General features: G+C 54.7%; 13 protein-coding genes. 4 read left to right on the forward strand and 9 right to left on the reverse strand.

The annotated features are described in order from the left end of the window. Positions 1 to 393: 393 nt before the first annotated feature. The 5 genes from folP to ACXJJY_RS06355 all read right to left on the reverse strand — a co-directional run bounded on the left by folP (position 394) and on the right by ACXJJY_RS06355 (position 9,322). The gene (gene folP, locus ACXJJY_RS06335) at positions 394 to 1,188 is read right to left on the reverse strand and encodes a dihydropteroate synthase (protein ID WP_456386097.1); all 795 of its coding nucleotides are present in this window, start codon (positions 1,186 to 1,188) and stop codon (positions 394 to 396) included. A gap of 134 nt (positions 1,189 to 1,322) precedes the next feature. Then, complete coding sequence (gene ftsH / locus ACXJJY_RS06340) at positions 1,323 to 3,299, reverse strand: ATP-dependent zinc metalloprotease FtsH (RefSeq protein ID WP_456386099.1); 1,977 nt, start codon at positions 3,297 to 3,299, stop codon at positions 1,323 to 1,325. Positions 3,300 to 3,562: 263 nt separating this feature from the next. Further along, a complete protein-coding gene (gene carB / locus ACXJJY_RS06345; RefSeq protein WP_456386101.1) occupies positions 3,563 to 6,787 on the reverse strand; it encodes a carbamoyl-phosphate synthase large subunit in 3,225 nt (1,074 codons plus the stop codon). A gap of 40 nt (positions 6,788 to 6,827) precedes the next feature. Continuing rightward, positions 6,828 to 7,943, reverse strand: a complete 1,116-nt coding sequence (gene carA, locus ACXJJY_RS06350; protein ID WP_456386103.1) for a glutamine-hydrolyzing carbamoyl-phosphate synthase small subunit — start codon at positions 7,941 to 7,943, stop codon at positions 6,828 to 6,830. Between the two features lie 83 nt (positions 7,944 to 8,026). Beyond that, on the reverse strand, positions 8,027 to 9,322 hold the full coding sequence (locus ACXJJY_RS06355; RefSeq protein ID WP_456386105.1) for a 3-deoxy-D-manno-octulosonic acid transferase: 1,296 nt from the start codon (positions 9,320 to 9,322) through the stop codon (positions 8,027 to 8,029). A 299-nt stretch (positions 9,323 to 9,621) separates the two neighbouring features. Here ACXJJY_RS06355 and ACXJJY_RS06360 point away from each other — a divergent pair, with 299 nt between their 5' ends. The 4 genes from ACXJJY_RS06360 (at position 9,622) to ACXJJY_RS06375 (ending at position 14,302) form a co-directional block, all read left to right on the forward strand. Beyond that, the gene (locus ACXJJY_RS06360) at positions 9,622 to 10,656 is read left to right on the forward strand and encodes a peptidylprolyl isomerase (protein ID WP_456386107.1); all 1,035 of its coding nucleotides are present in this window, start codon (positions 9,622 to 9,624) and stop codon (positions 10,654 to 10,656) included. 139 nt (positions 10,657 to 10,795) lie between these two features. Next, positions 10,796 to 11,683, forward strand: coding sequence for a DMT family transporter (locus ACXJJY_RS06365; protein ID WP_456386109.1), 888 nt, complete (start codon positions 10,796 to 10,798; stop codon positions 11,681 to 11,683). Positions 11,684 to 12,221: 538 nt separating this feature from the next. Next, entirely contained in the window at positions 12,222 to 13,142 is a 921-nt protein-coding gene (locus ACXJJY_RS06370; RefSeq protein WP_456386265.1) for a M35 family metallo-endopeptidase, read from the forward strand. A gap of 122 nt (positions 13,143 to 13,264) precedes the next feature. Continuing rightward, positions 13,265 to 14,302, forward strand: coding sequence for an NAD-dependent epimerase/dehydratase family protein (locus ACXJJY_RS06375; RefSeq protein ID WP_456386111.1), 1,038 nt, complete (start codon positions 13,265 to 13,267; stop codon positions 14,300 to 14,302). On the opposite strand, the gene trpS is transcribed toward ACXJJY_RS06375, so the two are convergent. The 4 genes from trpS to ACXJJY_RS06395 form a co-directional block, all read right to left on the reverse strand. Next, the gene (gene trpS / locus ACXJJY_RS06380; protein WP_456386113.1) at positions 14,292 to 15,260 is read right to left on the reverse strand and encodes a tryptophan--tRNA ligase; all 969 of its coding nucleotides are present in this window, start codon (positions 15,258 to 15,260) and stop codon (positions 14,292 to 14,294) included. The genes ACXJJY_RS06375 and trpS overlap by 11 nt on opposite strands. A 353-nt stretch (positions 15,261 to 15,613) precedes the next feature. Further along, on the reverse strand, positions 15,614 to 17,566 hold the full coding sequence (dnaK, locus tag ACXJJY_RS06385; RefSeq protein ID WP_456386115.1) for a molecular chaperone DnaK: 1,953 nt from the start codon (positions 17,564 to 17,566) through the stop codon (positions 15,614 to 15,616). 201 nt (positions 17,567 to 17,767) lie between these two features. Next, complete coding sequence (gene grpE, locus ACXJJY_RS06390; protein WP_456386117.1) at positions 17,768 to 18,370, reverse strand: nucleotide exchange factor GrpE; 603 nt, start codon at positions 18,368 to 18,370, stop codon at positions 17,768 to 17,770. A 397-nt stretch (positions 18,371 to 18,767) separates the two neighbouring features. After that, positions 18,768 to 20,078, reverse strand: coding sequence for a pyridoxal phosphate-dependent aminotransferase (locus ACXJJY_RS06395; protein ID WP_456386119.1), 1,311 nt, complete (start codon positions 20,076 to 20,078; stop codon positions 18,768 to 18,770). Positions 20,079 to 20,169 lie beyond the last annotated feature (91 nt).

Genomic DNA, 20,169 nt, shown 5'->3' on the forward strand with positions numbered 1-20,169 from the left:
GACCAGACAGGTGGCCTCTTCACGAAACTCCTTGGTATACCGACCGTATGGAACTTTTACCATTGCTGACACCTCCGTTTTGTCAGATAACAAAAACATTGGTGTCCATTTTTTTCAACCTACCTCACCACGCCCATGGGCGATTTTCGGATAAGCATTTCCGGGAAACTCTGGGATAGAAGTACCGTGAGCCAGAGGTTACGTCACTTAAAAAATCGTCCCGTTGTCCGCCAGGGCAGGCCAACTTCAGCGAAGTTGGCTGTGGCACAACCATCTTAGAAAAAACAAGAAAAATTCATCAAAACAGAAAACAGGGCCCGGCGGGGAAAAACAGGAACAACAGCCATAAACCGGCCAGGAACCACCACCGGCTGCGGACGAAGTGACAGGGGGTCAGGCCGGCAAAGTCGGCAAACCGATCCGCCTCGCCAGTTCCAGGGCCTGCCGGGTGGTCTTGACATCATGGACCCGGATGATATCCGCCCCCTGCAGGAAGCAGAGAGCCGAGACCACAGCGGTGGGACAGTCCCGTTCGGTCACGGGAATTCCGAACAGTTTGTCAAAAAAGGACTTGCGGGAATGACCGATCAGCACCCGGTGACCGGTTGCCCGGAACCGGGCCACGTTGCGCAGGATTTCAAGATTATGCTCCAGGGTCTTGCCAAAGCCTATGCCGGGATCAATTATGATCCTCCGTGGATCAATACCCTGTTCTTCGCTCATCCAGGCAATCCGCTCCTGAAAAAAGGTGATGATATCTTCCACCACATCATCATAGTGCGGATCGAGTTGCATGGTCCGGGGCGTGCCCTGCATATGCATAATGATGACCGGACCGTCATACGAACGCACCACCTCGATCATTTCCGGGTCATGGCGCAGGGCAGAGATATCGTTGACCATGCTGGCCCCGGCAGCCAGCGCGGCTCGGGCCACAGAGGCTTTGGTAGTATCAATGGAAATGGGGATATCGGTCTGTTGCCGGATGGTCTCGATGGCGGGAAGGACCCGCTCAAGCTCCTGGTCCTCTGAAACCGGATCGGCAAAGGGCCGGGTGGACTCCCCGCCAACATCGATAATATCCACCCCCTGGGAGAGCATCTCCTCAACCTGGATTGCAACATCATCCATGGAGGTAAAACGACCGCCATCGGAAAAGGAATCCGGGGTCACGTTGAGAATCCCCATAATCTGAACTGCAGGTTTTTCAGCTACCATGCCAAGAGACATTCACTTGTGGGTTTAAAGTGAAACACGCAAAAGGCACAGGGAAAACCTGTGCCTTTTTATGTACCTGTTTTAACCAGACTGTCGCTGACCGCTCAGACCGTAGCGTCCCCGGTGATCTTCGGTTCCTCTTCACGGGAGTTGTCCTGGCCGCTGTCTTCCGATTTCTTATCCTCACGCACCTCGGCGGACTGCACAGGATCGGATGATTCACCGGCAGGCTGGGTTGGCTGCGGAGCCGGTTCTTTTGGCACGGATTCCTCCGCTTGCCCGTCCGGCGGACGCATCTCGTTGATAATCCGGTCGATGTCCTCAAGCATGATCGTCTCTTTCTCCAAAAGCTCCCTCGCCACCGCCTTGAGGATATCGAGATTTTCCTCGAGCAGCAGTTCAACCTTGGAACTGGCATCAAGGATAATCTTCTTGACCGCCTCGTCGATCTTCCGGGCGGTGGATTCAGAATAATCCCGATGCTGGGCTATCTCCCGCCCAAGGAAGATCTGCTCCTCCTTCTTGCCATACGTCAACGGGCCAAGCTCATCGCTCATGCCCCACTCGCAGACCATCTTTCTCGCCAGCTCGGTAGCTCGTTCGAGATCATTGCCGGCTCCGGTGGTAACTTCATCAAACACCAATTTTTCAGCCATCCGGCCACCAAAAAGGATAGCTATGGAGTTAAGCAGATATTTTTTCGAATGGGTATATTTCTCATCCAGAGGAAGCTGCATGGTCAGGCCGAGCGCCCTGCCGCGCGGAATAATGGTCACCTTGTGAATGGGATCGGTATCCGGCAACAACCGGGCAACCAGTGCATGCCCGGCTTCGTGGTAGGCTGTGACCTCTTTTTCCTTTTCACTTATGATCATGGACTTGCGTTCAGCACCCATCATGATCTTGTCCTTGGCCTGCTCGAGCCGCTCCAGAGTGATCTCTTCCTCGCCGGCACGGGCGGCCATGAGTGCTGCCTCGTTGATCAAATTTTCCAGATCAGCGCCGGAAAATCCGGGCGTACCTCGGGCAATGACAGCAAAGTCGACATCAGCGGCCATTTTGGTTTTTCGACCGTATATCTCGAGAATCTTTTCCCGGCCCTTGATATCAGGAATCGGCACAACCACCTGCCGGTCAAATCGACCAGGCCGCAAAAGGGCAGGATCAAGGACGTCAGGCCTGTTGGTGGCCGCGATGATAATGACCCCCTCGTTGGCCTCGAAGCCATCCATTTCAACCAGCAGCTGGTTCAAAGTCTGCTCGCGTTCATCATGACCACCACCCAGTCCGGCTCCCCGGTGACGACCAACCGCGTCTATCTCATCGATAAAAATAATACAGGGAGCGTGTTTCTTGCCCTGATTGAACAGGTCACGAACCCGTGAAGCGCCGACCCCCACGAACATCTCGACAAAGTCAGAACCTGAAATGGTAAAAAACGGCACCCCGGCCTCGCCGGCAATGGCCTTGGCCAGAAGCGTCTTGCCGGTTCCTGGAGGTCCGGCAAGCAAGACACCTTTTGGAATACGCCCGCCAAGCCTGGTGAACTTCTGCGGATCCATCAGGAAATCGACAATTTCTTCAAGTTCTTCCTTGGCCTCATCGATGCCTGCCACATCCTTGAAAGTAATATTGACCTCACCTTCACCCTGCAGTTTGGCCCGGGTCTTGCCAAAAGACAAGGCTCCACCCTTGCCCCCCATCTGCATCTGGCGCATGAAAAATATCCACACACCAATAAGCAGCAGCATGGGAAACCAGGAAATGAAGATGGACATCCACAGCGATTCCCGCTCCGGTTCCTTGACCGTAATATCCACCCCGGATTTCCGCAGCATGGGAATCAGTTCGAGGTCCGGTGGCACCACGGTGACAAAGGGTCGCCCATTGCCATTGATACCATAGATTTTGTCCCCCTGGATGGTGACCTTGTTGATAACCCCGTTTTCCACGCTGGACCAGAACTCGGAGTAGGTCATGGCGGTCTGCTGACCCTGCGGTTTATTGAACAGGTTGAAAAGCAGGATCATGGTCAGACCAATCACCAGCCACATACTCAGGTTTTTATAGAAAGTGTTCAAACAGAATCTCCAAAATATATAATGTAAGAGTCCTTACGGGGTCAGGCGTCTCCGACCCCCGACGTGTGCACTCCACAATAACATAATCATCAAATACAGGAAGAGCACTAAGGATTTCAAAGTCAGAAGTGGTGTACTGTTATTTTTTTCCAGAGGCGATTCAGAATCGGCAACCGTGCCGGGGGAAGATACCAGGGTCAGGAATACCCGGAGAAGAGGCCCCGGTCACTCCCCGTCGTTTTCCGACATCCCGTCCGGATGCGTTATTCATTGTCGGCGGAAAACTCCTGGACCGTCTTGACAGCAATTTCCTGATTGCCGATGGTGGCAATAGCCTGAACAATGGATGAAGCTCCTGAAATAGTTGTTGTATAGGGAATATGAAAATCAAGTGCTGCCCGGCGAATGGTGTAGGAATCCTCGGTGGTCCGTGACCCTGAGGATGTATTGATGATCCACTGGATGGCACCGTCCTGGATCTTGTCCAGAATATGGGGCCGTCCCTGGGAAATCTTGTTGACCCTTTCGCACAAGACCCCGTTCTCCTGGAGAAACAGGGCCGTACCACGTGTCGCCACCAGAGAAAAACCGATCTCCCTCAGTTTGGCTGCCACCGGAAGGACGCCCTCCTTGTCTCCCTTGCGCACACTGATAAAAACCGTGCCCGACAGCGGCAGATCCTGGCCAGCGGCCTGCTGGGATTTAGCCACCGCAAGTCCCAGGGAATCATCGATACCCATGACTTCACCGGTGGACTTCATTTCAGGACCCAGCAGAGTATCCACGTTTTCGAACCGGTCAAAGGGAAACACTGCCTCTTTCACCGCCCAGTGGCTAATCTGCTTTTCCTCTGTGAAACCGAGTTGTTGAAGACTAAATCCCATCATCACCTTGGTGGCGATCTTGGCCAGCGGCACTCCAGTGGCCTTGGAGACAAAGGGCACGGTCCGGGACGCCCGGGGATTGACCTCCAGCACATAGAGATTCTCATCCTTAACCGCGTACTGGACATTCATAAGGCCGACCACCCCAAGTTCTTCGGCCATGGCCTTGGTGGCCCGGGTAATCTCGGCAATCATTTCCCTGGACAGGGTATGGGGCGGCAGGACACAGGCCGAGTCACCGGAATGGATTCCGGCCTCTTCAATATGCTCCATGATTCCACCGATCACGGTCAACTTTCCATCGGATACTGCATCCACATCCACTTCTATGGCATCCTTGAGAAACTTGTCCAGCAGTACAGGATGCTCGCCGCCGGCAATACCGGGGATAGCCATAAAGTCACGGATTCCCTGCTCGTTATAGACAATACGCATATCACGGCCCCCGAGCACATAGGACGGTCGCACGACCACGGGGTACCCGATACGCTCGGCTTCTGCCAGGGCCTCGTCAAGTGTATGGACTGTACCGTTTTCCGGCTGGCGTAATCCGAGTTTCTGAAGGAACTGCTGGAAACGCTTGCGGTCCTCGGCCCGGTCAATGGCATCCGGGGGAGTGCCGATAATCTTCACTCCTGCCTGATCAAGAGGTACCGCGAGATTGAGCGGTGTCTGCCCGCCAAACTGGACAATAACACCGTCTGGCTGTTCCCGTTCGATAATATTGAGCACATCTTCCCGGGTCAAGGGCTCGAAATAGAGCTTGTCCGAAGTGTCGTAGTCCGTGGAGACCGTTTCGGGATTGGAATTGACCATGATCGACTCGACCCCGATTTCACGGAGAGCAAACGAAGCGTGAACACAACAGTAGTCAAACTCGATGCCCTGGCCGATCCGGTTAGGGCCGCCACCAAGAATCATGATTTTCTTCCTGTCGGTTATCCTGGCCTCGTCTTCCTGTTCGTAGGTGGAATAATAGTAGGGTGTGTAGGATTCAAACTCGGCCGCACAGGTATCGACCAACTTGTATACCGGCTCGATTCCTTCCTTTTTGCGGAGCTGTCGGATATCATCCTCCGAGGTACCTGTGATCTGCGCCAGTTGCACATCCGAAAAACCAATCTGCTTGGCCTGATACAGGACCTCCTGGTCAAGTCCGGAAAATCCTTTGTCCGACAACTTCTTTCCAGTATCCACTATATCTCGCAGGTTGGTCAGAAACCAGGGATCGATATGGGTCAGCTCGTGGATCCGTTCAAGATCCATATCCCTGCGCAGGGCCTCGAACAGGTAGGCAATCCGCCTGGAATTGGGTCGGGTCAATCCCTGTTCCAGATCCCGCCAGTGCATATCTGCCAGCTCTTCCTTACCGTCAAAGCCAAAGCCCATCCGTCCGATTTCCAGGGAACGAATCCCCTTTTGGAACGCTTCTTTGAAAGTCCGTCCGATGGCCATGGTCTCACCGACAGACTTCATGGCCGTGGTCAGGGTGTCTTCGGCTTCAGGAAATTTTTCAAAAGTCCAACGTGGAATTTTGACCACACAGTAATCAATGGTCGGCTCGAAGGCGGCATAGGTTTCTTTTGTAATATCATTAGGAATTTCATCAAGAGTATAACCAACCGCCAGTTTGGCCGCTATCTTGGCGATGGGAAATCCGGTTGCTTTTGAGGCCAGGGCAGAGGAACGCGAGACCCGCGGATTCATCTCGATGACCATGAGCTCTCCATCTTCGGGATTGACGGCAAACTGCACATTTGAGCCACCCGTTTCCACCCCGATTTCCCGAATGATGGCAATGGCGGCATCGCGCATGTCCTGGTACTCCCGGTCGGTAAGCGTCTGAGCCGGAGCCACGGTGATGGAATCACCTGTGTGGACCCCCATGGCATCCATATTTTCGATGGCACAGATAATGACAACATTGTCATTGCGGTCCCGCATGACCTCGAGCTCATACTCCTTCCAGCCGAGCAGGCTCCGTTCAATCATGATCTCGGTTGTCATTGACAAATCGAGCCCGGCAGTGGCCAGATCCCTGAGTTCCTTTCGGTTATAGGCCACTCCGCCACCGGTGCCACCCAGGGTGAAACTGGGCCGGACAATAAGCGGAAAACCGATGGTCTCACCTGCGGTCATGGCATCGTCCAGGGTATGGACAATGGCCGATTCAGGCACATTAAGACCGATCTTGCGCATGGCGGCTCGAAACTCCTCCCGTCCCTCGGCCTTGCGGATAACATCGATATTGGCGGCCAGCAGTTCAACCCCGTACTTGTCCAGCGTTCCGGTTTCCGCGACCTTGATGGCTGTGTTAAGCCCGGTCTGCCCTCCCAGCGTCGGCAACAGGGCGTCGGGACGCTCGCGCTCTATCACCCGAATCACGCATTCCGGGGTGATGGGTTCGATATAGGTTCGATCGGCCAATTCCGGATCGGTCATGATGGTGGCGGGATTGGAGTTGATCAGGACAACCTCGTACCCCTCCTCTTTCAAGGCCTTGACCGCCTGGGTGCCGGAGTAGTCAAACTCACAGGCCTGGCTGATAATGATTGGCCCGGAGCCGATAATGAGAATCTTATGTATATCTGTACGCTTAGGCATCGTTTTAAATGTCAGGTTGCAGAAAAAGGATAATTCAATATCAGTTGTTATCGGCCAAAAGTTCGACAAACCGATCAAAAAGATACTGGGCATCATGCGGCCCCGGGGCATGCTCCGGGTGATACTGAACGGAGAACACCGGATACTTTGAATGCCGCATTCCCTCAAGGCTGCCATCGTTGAGATTTATGTGGGTCACTTCCACCTCAGCGGGCAGACTGTCAGGGTCTACGCAAAAACCATGGTTCTGGGAGGTGATCTCGACCTTACCGGTGGCCAGATCCTTGACCGGCTGATTACCCCCTCGATGACCAAATTTCAGCTTGTATGTCGACCCACCGAAAGCAAGTCCCAAAATCTGGTGGCCAAGACAGATACCGAAGATGGGCTTTTTGCCAAGTAGCTGCCGGACATTATCGACCACGCCCTCCACCCCGGCCGGATCGCCGGGCCCGTTGGAAAGGAAAATTCCGTCGGGCTCCAGGGCCAAAACCTCGTCGGCCGAGGTTGTCGCCGGGACAACCTGGACCGCACAACCAAGCTCGGTCAGGATACGCAACTGATTGAACTTGATGCCAAAATCATAGGCTACAACCTTGAACCTCTTCTGGTCCGCCTCCGGATACCCGGCCCCTTCCACCGGTCCGGCCTCTGTCCAGCCATATGGCCTGGCGCAGGTCACCCGGGCGACCATGTCCCTGCCCACCAGGCCCGGCCACTCCCTGGCCCTCCGGACCAGCGAATCCCTGTCAAGATCCTCGGTGGAAATAACGGCCTTCATGGCTCCGGTGTTACGGATCAATCGGGTCAACATCCTGGTATCCACCCCTTCTATACCGAGAATACCGTACTTCTCAAGAAATTCCGCCAGGGTGGCCGTAGCCCGATAGTTCGACGGAAATCGCTGATATTCTTTCATCAAAAAGGCGCGGGGATGGACTCCGGCCGACTCCATATCCTCATCGTTGACACCATAATTGCCGATCAGGGGATAGGTCATAGTCACCAGCTGACCGGTATACGATGGATCGGTCAGTATTTCCTGGTAGCCGCTCATGGAGGTGTTGAAGACGATCTCGCCCACTGCTTCTCCAGGGCCGGTGAACGACCTGCCGGTGAGGACTGTTCCGTCCTCAAGCGCAATCATTGCTTTCATATATTTTGTTACGTTAGGGTTGAAAGTCCTGCCCCGCTTCAACCAGGAAAGCGCGACTTTCGGGTTTACCTTGGCAAAACAACTTATTCGGCACGCTGTATTACATCCATTACCATGGCCGCCTGGCGTCGAGCAGCTCCTTTCTGGGCACTTGATACCCTGCGGGCGGCCGCACAGATGGCACTGTATTTTTTCCGGTCAGCCATGTGGGCACGCAGAGTTCTGGTCAACTCCCGGGTGTCTCTTACCTGGAATCCACAGCCACCCTGAACTACCAGTTCCACGGCATCCCGGAAATCCTTCATGCTCGGGCCGAAGTAGACCGGCCGGCCCCAGCGGACCGCCTCCATGATGTTGTGGCCGCCCTTGTCCACCAGGCTGCCTCCGCAGAACAGATAATCTCCGGCCGCATACAGATCGGCCAGGTCTCCCAGGGTGTCCACCAGAACCACCCCGTGACGCCTGGCCGCGCCGCCCCGGAGGGCAGAAAAAAAATCACTTTCCAGGCTCCGCAGCGAGAGTTCCCGCCGTACTGTCTCAAGCCGTTCCAGATGCCGGGGCGCCACGACCCAGACAATGCCCCGACCGCTTGTCTGGCGCAGGTTCTGTACCACATCAGCCAGCAATAATTCTTCACCGCTGCGCGTAGATCCGCAAACAAACACGATCTCGTCCCGCACGCCCAGCAACCTCCGGAAGCGCTCCCGATCTGCAGGGTCTGCCTTGTCTCCAGGGTCGTACTTGACGTTACCGGTGACCTCGATTTTTTCGTCTGGCACACCCAGAGCCTGAAAACGAGCCCGGTCGGCTTCGCTTATCACGCCGATACGCACAAAACCGGCCAGAACGTGTGGAACAAGTGAGCCAAGATGCCGGTACCGCCTGCTGGATCGCTCCGACATTCTGCCATTGAGGAGCAGCATGGGAATTCCGGCATGGGACAGGTCCGAGAGCATCACGGGCCAGAGTTCGGTTTCAAGACAGATGTAACAGTCAGGTCGTATGTGCGACTGCGCCAGGCGTACAGCAGGAGCCGCATCCAGTGGCGCCACCAGGCAGGTGGCCTGACCGGCCAGCTGCCTGGCGGCAACCCGCTGCCCCTGCCGGGTCATGGTCGTCAGAACAATCTCCAGTTCCCGAGACCAGGCCCGCAACCCGCCAATGAGAGCCCTGGCGGCCTTCACCTCACCGACCGAAGCCGCATGAATCCATATCCTGGGCACCCCGGGTCGCTTGTCAGCAAATTCAGGATACCGGCCCAGGCGCTGTGCCAGGCCGAATCCAAGGCCATTGGAAGCAATTTTTTTAACCAGGGGAGAGGACAGCAGGAGAGCCAACCAGACAACCCTGCCCGCCATGCGGTATACCTTGTACAGCAATCCGCCTCCTGCCCTGCCACCACATATTTCGCAACTCAGCACACAAATCAGCCTATTTAAACAGGATTGCCATGCCGAGTCAATAGGGAACGAACCCCTGACCGTGAAAAGCAGGCCCGGACAAATTTTTCCAGGCCAAATCACCGTCTGCCGGCAATGCAACCTGGGCAACAGGAGAGAGTTTTACTTGACAAGAATCAGCTGGATAGTTAAGCAGACCTGTTGCAGCAGGATCCTCCGGCAGCAAGAAATCAATAGTTTTTCACCAGGAAAATCCGAACCGGCGACACAAGCATATTATGCGCAGAAACATTTTCTTACTTCTCCTGACAGGACTGCTCTGCCTGTCCGGCCAGGCCATACAGGCAAAGGAACAAACCATGAAAGACGGACTCTATGCAAAACTCATAACCACCAAAGGCGACATTCTCCTCAAACTCTATTACGACAAGACCCCGCTCACAGTCATCAACTTTGTCGGCCTCGCCGAAGGCACGCAGATCCTGGGTGGGGCTGCGAAACCCACCGGCGTTCACTTCTATGACGGCCTCACCTTTCACCGTGTGATCAAAGATTTCATGATCCAGGGCGGCTGCCCGCTGGGTACTGGAACCGGAGGGCCGGATTACACCTTCCCTGATGAAATCGTTCCAGAGCTCAAATTCAATCGGCCAGGACTGCTGGCCATGGCCAATGCCGGCCCGGGCACCAATGGCAGCCAGTTTTTCATCACCCATGTCCCCACACCGCACCTGAATGGCAAGCACACCATTTTCGGCGAGGTTGTGGAAGGCCAGAACGTAGTAAACAATATTAAACAGGGCGACAAAATAGAAAAGGTCGAGATAATCCGGGTTGGCAAAGAGGCCAAAGAGTTCCAGACCGATCACAAGGCCTTTGAAGCAACACTTGCCGCCCTGAAACAGAAAGAAGAAGAGGCCCGGCAGAAGGAAGCCGATGCGGTCCGGGAGATGATCAAGGAGAAATGGCCCGAGGCCAGGAAAACCGCCTCCGGCCTCTATTATGTTGTTGTCAAGGAAGGCGAAGGGGACACTCCCAGACCCGGCGCAACAGTGAAGGCCCATTACACCGGCCGGCTCCTGGCCAACGGACGCACGTTCGACTCCTCCTATGACCGCGGCGAACCCATCAGCTTCCCAGTGGGTGTCGGCCGGGTGATCCGCGGCTGGGACGAGGCTCTGAGCCAGATGAAACGGGGCGAGAAGCGAATCCTGATCATTCCGCCGGACCTGGCCTACGGCGACCGCGGCGCCGGTGGCGTGATCCCGCCCGGTGCCTGGCTGGTCTTTGACGTTGAACTGGTTGATTTCTAACCCGGGACCGGCTCACCAGCCATGAACACTGACGGCGGGCCTGACGGTCCGCCGTTTTTTATTCTGTTTTATTCCACTTTCTGCCGTCTCCCCTGCCACCAACCGGAAAGCACTCAATCACCGGACAACAGGAGCCCAGATGTTGCCAATCAACACCACGTACATCCGCCTGATCCTGACCATGATCTTCTGGGGCGGCACCTTTGTTGCCGGCCGCTGGGTCTCGGAGGAGATGCATCCCCTGGCAGCCGCTTCCGGACGCTTCCTGCTTGCCTCCACCATGCTCCTCCTGGTCACCTGGCTGAGGGAAAAGAAACTGCCACGCCTGGACATGCGCCAGATGGTGGCCATGGCTCTGCTTGGCCTGACCGGAATCTTTGCCTACAACATCCTCTTTTTCACCGGCCTGCAGACCGTGGAAGCCGGTCGCGGCGCCATGATCATCGCCGCCAACCCTGTGGTCACGGCCCTGCTGGCTATCCCGCTTCTCGGCGAACGGTTCAGCACCCAGCGCAGCATCGGTGCAACACTGGCGCTGGCCGGGGCCGTCACCGTCATCTCCCACGGCCATCCCATGAAGATCCTTCAGGGAAATGTCGGTCCGGGAGAACTTTCCCTGATGGGCTGCGTATTAAGCTGGGCCGCCTATTCGATCATCGGCAAAAAACAACTCCTCCGTATATCGCCGCTGGTGGCAGTGACCTATTCCTGCGTGGCCGGAGCAATATTTCTCACTATTGCCGCGCTCCTGGCCGGTCACCCGCCCGTGGTCACCGGTGCCAGCCCCCGGGCTCTGGCCAGCCTGGTCTATATGGCGATTTTCGGCACCACCATAGGTTTTATCTGGTTTTACCAGGGAGTGCAGGAACTTGGCGCCGGACGGGCCTCATTGTTTGTAAACCTGGTCCCGGTGGCCGGGGTCAGCCTGGGCATCCTTCTGCTTGGGGAACGGCCGGACAGCTCACTTTATATCGGCGGCCTGCTGGTCTTCTGCGGACTCTACCTGACCAATAGGCAGCCGGTGTGAACCTGCGCCCACCCCTTCCTCTATCAAAAAAATTGCACAAAAAGACAGGAACGATCCCAAAAACCTGAACCCTTTCTTGCACTGACCCACTAATCAGTGATAATATTTATTACGTCATGAACCAAAAGAGTTTAGAGTCATATCTCACACAACGCACCGCCTCCTCAAACCAAAAGGAAACCGATCGCAGATCATTTACAATACTGCAGGCCGGAAGGAAGGCCGACAGGTAACGAATTACGCTCTTTCGATCCATACCGGGTCCCGAGAATCAACATCAGGAAACACCATGTATTTCATCCAGAAGACAGCACTGCTTATCATCTGCGCCATTATCCCGTTTCTGTTTGCAACCTTCTCCCATGCCAGCAGCATGGGGGCATCTCCCTTGCAGGAAAGACTGAAAATAACGATAAGCAAATCCAAGACCGACCGAGGGAAGGGTTACCGGATTCACGTCTCCATACAAAACATTTCCGACAGAACAATTCGGATACTGAAATGGCACACACCTCTCGCAAAAGAAATCGGCACCAATATGTTTTCGGTACAGAGAGACGGGCGGGAAGTCCAATATTTTGGAAAACTCATAAAGAGAACAACACCGAAAGCGGAGGATTACCTTATTCTGGGCCCGGGCAAAAGCATAGAAGCTGACATTGACCTTGCCAAACTTTATGATTTCGGAAAAACAGGAAGGTATACCATCCGATTCAGGCTGAATCCCACAGCCATACCTGAAACAGACGGGCCATTGAAATCCTTTATACTGTCCAATATCCTCGAAGATCTCGTAACTGCGCCCCGCCCTGTCTCCAGAAAAAGCAAGCTCCCTGCCTACTCCGGATGTACAGTCACCGAACAATATATACTTGAAAGCGCCCTGGCAGCAAGCCAGGAGATAGCCCGAATCGCCAGGCAGGACCTTGCCGACACTCCGGTCGACAAGCGCGCCCTGGCAGAACGCTATCTCGAATGGTTTGGCGAGTATGAGCCCTCCCGTTACGATACCGTTCAAGAACATTTCAACAAGATAGATGACGCACTGAGCAACCAGCAGATCACCTTTGTCTGTGACTGTACCGAAAACTATTTTGCATATGTGTATCCCAGTATCCCATACGAAATCCATCCCTGTAACGTTTTCTGGGAGGTCGAGGTAACCGGCACGGATTCCCAGGCAGGAACCATTGTCCACGAAACCTCGCACTTCACGGTTGTGGCAGGAACCAACGATTTTATATATGGGCAGAACGGTTGCCGCCGCCTGGCGGACAACCTGCCTAACCTGGCCATAAACAATGCAGACAGCCATGAATATTTTGCGGAAAACACCCCGTTTCTCGACATGCCCACAGGCAGCAGCACCATTGATGTTCCAAACATAGTCCCGACCATTTTTTTGCTTCTGGACGACAACAAGTGGAAAACATCCGGAAAACAGCACAAACAAAAATAAGAGGGAAAAACATCGAGAGACATGGTCTGTAAAAGACAGCACGTGCCCATGCCACATTACATCCCGACCAGGACTACTCTGACATACAGAATTCGCCAGTTCCGCAACCACAAAGGAAGGACATGTCACTTTACAGTCAGCGGCTAACTACCCTGAAAAAGAAGCCCTGTACCTGGCTGATCACCGGCGTGGCCGGCTTTATCGGCTCCAACCTGCTCGAAACCCTTCTCCGCCTGGACCAGGAGGTTGTCGGGCTGGACAACTTTGCCACCGGTTTCCAGCATAATCTCGACGAAGTCCAGGGCCTGGTCACCGCAAAGCAGTGGAACCGGTTCCGGTTTATCGAAGGAGACATCCGCGACTTGGGCACCTGCCAGCAGGCCTGCCGGGGAGTGGATTATGTCCTGCACCAGGCCGCGCTGGGCTCGGTACCACGCTCCATCGAAGATCCGGTAACCACCAACGAGAACAACATCTCCGGCTTCCTCAACATGCTGGTGGCAGCACGGGACAACCAGGTAAAGCGGTTTGTCTACGCCGCCTCGAGCTCCACCTATGGCGATCATCCTGACCTGCCCAAGGTGGAGAACAAAATCGGCAATCCCCTTTCACCATACGCGGTAACCAAGCTGGTCAACGAACTGTACAGTTCGGTTTTCGCCCGGACCTATGGTTTCAGGACCATCGGGCTCCGTTATTTCAACATTTTCGGCCAGCGCCAGGACCCGGCCGGTTCCTACGCCGCGGTCATCCCCAAATGGTTTGCCGGATTGATGAAGAATGAGCCCGTGTACATCAACGGGGACGGAGAGACCAGCAGGGACTTCTGCTTCATCGACAACTGTGTGCAGGCCAACCTGATGGCAGCCACCGCCGGGGACGAGGCAGCTGATCAGGTCTACAACGTCGCTTTTGGCGAGCGCACCAGCTTAAACGAACTCTTTTACATGATCCGAGACAGGATCGCTGAGAAGTTCCCCCATGCCGCACAGGCAGAGCCAGTATACCGGGATTTCCGTCCAGGCGACGTACGCCACTCTCTTGCCGATATCAGCAAGGCGAGAAAAAATATCGGCTACGAACCGGAATATTCAGTTCGTACCGGCCTGGATAAGGCCGCAGCCTGGTACATGAACAGCCCGCTTATAATCAATAGGTGAGCCCGACTCTGTCGCGCACCAGGGCCAATGTTTGTTCTGCATGGGCCCTGGCCTTTTCCGCTCCTTTAGCAAGCACCTCGCGAAGGTAATCCTGATTTTCAAGCAGTTCTTTCTTTTTTGCCCGGGCATCGCCGAAATAATCGCGGATTAACTCAAACAACTCCTGCTTGATATAGCCATAAGCGGCGCCGCCATTCACATAAAGATCATAAACCTCTTTCAACCGGTCTTCCGGGGCAAAAAGCTTGAACAGGGCAAACAGGTTGCACGTCTCCGGATCCTTGGGATCCTCCACCGGGGTGGAATCGGTCTGGATGGCCATGACCCGTTTTCTGAGCGCCTTGTCATCCAGAAAGATCGGGATCGTGTTCCCATAGGACTTGGACATTTTCTGGCCGTCAATACCAGGAACTATGGCGGTGGATTCGGAGATGGCAGGTTCGGGCAGGACAAAGGTTTCGCCATAGGTGTTGTTGAACTTGATGGCAATATCGCGGGTCACCTCCAGGTGCTGCTTCTGATCCTTGCCAACGGGCACAATTTCCGCCTGGTAGAGCAGGATGTCGGCCGCCATCAGCACCGGATAGCTGAACAAGCCGTGGCTGGGAGAAATGCCCTTGGCCACCTTGTCCTTGTAGGAATGACACCGCTCCAGCAGCCCCATGGGGGTCATGGTGGAGAGCACCCACATCAGTTCGCAAACCTCAGGCACATCTGACTGAACCCAGAAAGTACACCGGTCCGGATCCAGGCCCAGGGCCAGAAAATCCGCCGCCGCCTCCAGAGTGCCCTGGCGCAACCGCTCCCGGTCATGCACCGAGGTAAGGGCGTGGAGATCGACGATAAAGACATAGAGATCCGCGTTCTCCATATTGGAGATCATGGTCTTCATCATGCCGAAATAGTTACCGATGTGCAGCTGGCCCGAAGGCTGAATACCTGAAAGAATTCGTTTCATTGCTCTCACCATACCGATTACTTGTCAATGTATATCTATAAATTCATTTAGTTACCACAGACAACAAATACTTGTTCCCGGAAAACACAGGTGCGCATGGGACATGACGTCCACTCCTCAAGAGCAAAGAGATATACCCACGGGATAAAAACCAGCACCATGGTGCGACATGTATCACCACGAAGTGTTGGCTGACACTGTGCACGGAGAAAGCAGAAACCGCGCACAGCCGGTACAGGTAGAAGATGCCCGTAACCAGTGCGCCACCTGCCCTGCTCCTATACCCTAAAATAAAAAAAAAAGGGAGTGCAGATTTTCTCCGCACTCCCTGTTGGAACAAACAGTAATATGACTTACTTCACTTCTTCGAAGTCAGCGTCCACAACATCATCGTCATCGCTGCTGCCTCCGGATTTCTTGCCGGCGGTACCCGTGGCCCCTCCAGCTGCGCCCGCACCTGCCGCACCGGCTGCACCGCCACCGGCTGCTCCCTGATTCTGGGAGGCCTGAGCGTACATCAGCTCGGCCAGTTTGTGGGAGGCCTGGGTCAGGGCATCGGTGCCCTTCTTGATGGCATCGATGTCATCACCCTCAAGAGCTTTCTTCAGGTTCTCAATCTCACGCTCAACATTGGCCTTGGTCTCCGCATCCACCTTGTCACCAAGCTCACCCAGGCTCTTCTGAGTCATGTGGATCAGAGAGTCGCCATTGTTCTTGGCCTCGACCAGGGCCCGGCGCTTCTTGTCCTCTTCGGCATGGAGTTCGGCGTCCTTTTTCATCCGCTCGATTTCCTCCTCGGTCAGACCGGAAGAGGCCGTAATCCGGATCGACTGTTCCTTGCCTGTACCAAGATCCTTGGCCGACACGTGGAGGATACCGTTGGCATCCAGGTCAAAGGTGACCTCGATCTGCGGTACGCCACGCGGTGCCGGAGGGATATCGGTCAGCTCGAAGCGGCCGATGGTCTTATTGTCTGCCGCCATCTCGCGCTCACCCTGGAGCACATGGATAGATACGGCCGGCTGGTTGTCGGCCGCGGTGGAGAAGATCTGACTCTTCTTGGTCGGTACGGTGGTGTTCTTCTCGATGAGCTTGGTCATAACACCACCCATGGTCTCAATACCCAGCGACAGCGGGGTCACGTCGAGCAGAAGGACGTCCTTGACATCGCCCTTGAGTACACCCGCCTGGATGGCTGCGCCAATGGCAACCACTTCATCCGGGTTAACACCCTTATGCGGCTCCTTGCCAAAAATTTCCTTGACCTTTTCCTGCACTTTCGGCATCCGGGTCATACCACCGACCAGGATAACCTCATCAATGTCGGATGCGCTCAGCCCGGCATCCTGCAACGCTGTCCGGCAAGGGCCTTCGGTCCGCTCAATCAAATCCTCGACCAGACTCTCCAGCTTGGCCCGGGTCAGCTTCATGTTCAGATGTTTTGGCCCGGTGGCGTCCGCGGTGATAAAGGGCAGATTGATGTCAGTCTCCATGGCGGTGGACAACTCTTTCTTGGCCTTTTCCGCCTCTTCCTTGAGTCGCTGCAGGGCCATGTTGTCGTTGCGCAGATCAACTCCCTGATCCCGTTTGAATTCGTCAGCCAGCCAGTTGACAATACGCATGTCAAAGTCTTCACCGCCAAGAAAAGTGTCGCCGTTGGTGGATTTTACCTCGAACACGCCATCACCGATCTCGAGGATGGACACGTCGAACGTTCCACCACCCAGATCGAAGACCGCAATCTTTTCTTCACCTTTCTTGTCAAGACCGTACGCTAGGGATGCGGCAGTGGGCTCGTTGATGATCCTTTTTACGTCAAGGCCTGCAATCTTGCCCGCATCCTTGGTGGCCTGACGCTGGGAGTCATTGAAGTAGGCAGGAACCGTGATAACCGCATCGGTTACCGGTTCACCGAAATACTCCTCGGCATCCTTTTTCAACTTGCCAAGAATCATGGCTGAAATCTCGGCCGGGCTGTACACCTTTCCGTCCACCTCGACCGCGGCGTCGCCGTTGGAAGCTTCCACGATCTTGAACGGACTGATCTCGATGGATTTCTGCACCTCAGGATCACTGTACTTCCGGCCGATGAGCCGCTTGATGGCAAACAGGGTCCGGTTTGGATTGGTAACAGCCTGGCGTTTGGCCACCTGCCCCACCAGCCGTTCACCGTTATCTGCAAAGGCAACCACCGACGGTGTTGTGCGATTTCCTTCAGTGTTCTCTATAACCTTGGGCTCTCCGCCCTCCATGACGGCGACACACGAGTTGGTTGTCCCCAGGTCAATTCCTATTATTTTTCCCATGATAAGTCTCCTTGTCTCCTTATATTCAGTAGTCAGCCTGTAACCTCAAAGCCCGAAATCTTTACTCCATCAGATCCTCTGCCATTCGGAATCTTCACCTACCTGGAGTACATCTTACCCGGAATCTTTGCTTGCTTACCAGCTGCCATCTTTACAATGCGCATCAATTACGCCTTGTCAAGATGGTGGTCGGAATTCCAGTTAATTTTCCTCTTTGACAGCAGGGCCACTGGATACTGCCACCTTGGCATCTCTCAGCAGCCGGTCCTTGAATCGATACCCTTTGACAAATTCACGGGCCACGTGGCCCTGGGGCACATCATCACTTTGCTCCATGGTCAGTGCCTCGTGCTCGTTGGGATTAAACTCCTTGCCCACCGACTCAATAGGCTCGACATCAAACTTCTCCAAAGTGGATACCAACCCCTTGTGGGTCAACTCCAGACCCTCGATCAGGGCCTCAAGCTTCTTCTCGACATCCACGGTCTCGACGGCAGCCTGCTCAAGGGCCCGCTCCAGGTTGTCCACGGTGCTGAGCAACTCGCGAAGGATATTTTCTCCGGCGTACTTGACCAGGTTTTCCTTTTCCCGCTCCATCCGCTTCTTGAAGTTGTCAGCGTCGGCAGCGATACGGAGCATTCGATCCTTGGTTTCCTCCAGTTCCTGGCGCAAGGCTTCGGCTTCAGAGGCCGTCGCTTCCTCTAACCGGTCTGCGGCTTCCTCGCCAGAGGAGTGACCTTCGGGCATTTCTCTGTCTTCCTGTTGAGTTTCCTGATCCTGGTATTTCTTATTATGCTCACTCACGTTATCGTATCTCCCTCAGTGGTTATCTTTTCCGAACAAGGTCTTTTCCTCAATCAGCGGCAATTGGGCAACCATCTGTCACCATCCAGGAGACCAGCAGAGCAAGCCGCTGATTAGGATATCCCTGTGCACTCCGGAAAAACATCCGCAAAGGTTGGTAACAGATCCGGAAAGGGTTGGGTTCCCGCTGGTCGCACAGGCAGGGGATCCAAACCTGACGCAACAATAAGTATAGGCCAAACCGGTGTCAAGACCGAGAAGTATGGAAAAAACAAAGAAAAAGCCGCTGCCGGCAAGGGCAGCGGCTCCATATTGTAATATCGGCAAACTCCGCTTCCGAACAAGGATTCAAAAACGTTCCAGACCCGGGGAGGGTCAGTGATGGCGTCAAGTCATCTCAGGCGGAAGCCAGGTACGACTTGATACCATCGGCAATGGTGGTGAAGACCTTTATGAACTCCTGCTCATCACGTTCCAGCAAGGTCACCCGAAAGCCCTGCAGGTCGGTGGCAAACGAAGACAGCGGCACGACGCACACTCCGGTGGAACCCAGCAGGTAATAGACGAAACGCTTGTCCGGCGACACATCAGGCCCATTGACCATCTGCTCCACTGTGTGGCGAACCTCGTCGTTTTCAATGGGCAGGGTCTGTTCATGGTTGAGCTGCCCGTCTTCGAAGACCACGCTCATGTAGAAGGCACCGTTGGTGCGGTTGACAAGAACGCCCTTAACACCTTTCAGTATATCATAGGCGATATTGGAGTACTTTTCGTAGCGGCGGATCCGTTCATTCAAATACTCCTGGTAGAGCGGATGCTGTTTGATCCGTGGCAGAACCATCTGCGGCAGAGTGGTCGAGCAGACTTCCACCATTTTGGCATTGAGGATGGAGTTGATATACTTCTCGAACATGGGATCCCGATGCCCGTTGTACACTTCGATCCAGCCGCACCGGCCACCGGGCCAGGGCATCTCCTTTGAGATCCCGCGCATGCAGATAGCAGGGACCCGGTCCCCGATCACCGTGCACAGGGGAACCGCCTCGGTGCCGTTGTAGGTCATGTTCTGGTATACTTCATCACAGATGATAAAGAGATCATTGGTCTCGCAGATGTCGACAATAGCCCGCAGTACATCGGCCGGATACACCGCCCCGGTGGGATTGTCGGGGTTGATCACCAGAATGCCAGCCACCGCAGGATTGTACTTGACGTGATTCTCAATATCCTCCAGGTCCGGATACCAGAGGTGATTGGGATCCAGGATATAGGTCACCGGACGGTCACCGGCATGGGCGGCCTCGGCCGACGAATGTGTAGTATAGCTGGGCGTGGGCACGATCACCCGGGCAGTGCGTTTGAGAAAACCAAAAACCTTGGAAATAGCATCGCCCAGCCCATTGAAGAAGATAATATCCTCCGGGTCGATCTGAGCTCCTCCCTTGGCATTGGTTTCAGCGGCAATATACTCCCTCGTGGCCAGAATACCCTTGGTGGGACAGTAACCGTAGCTGGCATCCTCCTGTACCGCCGCCGCCACGATATCTTTCATCCACTCGGGAATTTCCTCACCCTTGGCCACTGGATCGCCAATATTCTCCCAGTTGACATGGACGCCAAGAGACTGAAGTTTGTTCCCGACATTGACAATATTGCGGATTTCGTAAGTCAGTTCACCTGCGCCGATATGGAGGATATCCGTACGCATTCCTCATTCTCCTTAACCGGCTTGTGCCGGAGTGTAAGATTTGTATTACTAAAAAAAACTCCGGATCTCCCACTGTCGATCCGGCCAGCTG

The sequence above is a fragment of the Desulfolithobacter sp. genome, from assembly GCF_054025815.1.

What these genes read in the sequence shown, in the direction of transcription:
- folP (WP_456386097.1), bottom strand. Translation starts at nt 1,188, where the DNA reads ATGGGGATTCTCAACGTGACCCCGGATTCCTTTTCCGATGGCGGTCGT.
- carA (WP_456386103.1), bottom strand. Translation starts at nt 7,943, where the DNA reads ATGAAAGCAATGATTGCGCTTGAGGACGGAACAGTCCTCACCGGCAGG.
- ACXJJY_RS06375 (WP_456386111.1), top strand. Translation starts at nt 13,265, where the DNA reads ATGTCACTTTACAGTCAGCGGCTAACTACCCTGAAAAAGAAGCCCTGT.
- carB (WP_456386101.1), bottom strand. Translation starts at nt 6,787, where the DNA reads ATGCCTAAGCGTACAGATATACATAAGATTCTCATTATCGGCTCCGGG.
- ACXJJY_RS06370 (WP_456386265.1), top strand. Translation starts at nt 12,222, where the DNA reads ATGTTTTCGGTACAGAGAGACGGGCGGGAAGTCCAATATTTTGGAAAA.
- trpS (WP_456386113.1), bottom strand. Translation starts at nt 15,260, where the DNA reads ATGAAACGAATTCTTTCAGGTATTCAGCCTTCGGGCCAGCTGCACATC.
- dnaK (WP_456386115.1), bottom strand. Translation starts at nt 17,566, where the DNA reads ATGGGAAAAATAATAGGAATTGACCTGGGGACAACCAACTCGTGTGTC.
- ACXJJY_RS06365 (WP_456386109.1), top strand. Translation starts at nt 10,796, where the DNA reads ATGTTGCCAATCAACACCACGTACATCCGCCTGATCCTGACCATGATC.
- ACXJJY_RS06395 (WP_456386119.1), bottom strand. Translation starts at nt 20,078, where the DNA reads ATGCGTACGGATATCCTCCATATCGGCGCAGGTGAACTGACTTACGAA.
- ACXJJY_RS06360 (WP_456386107.1), top strand. Translation starts at nt 9,622, where the DNA reads ATGCGCAGAAACATTTTCTTACTTCTCCTGACAGGACTGCTCTGCCTG.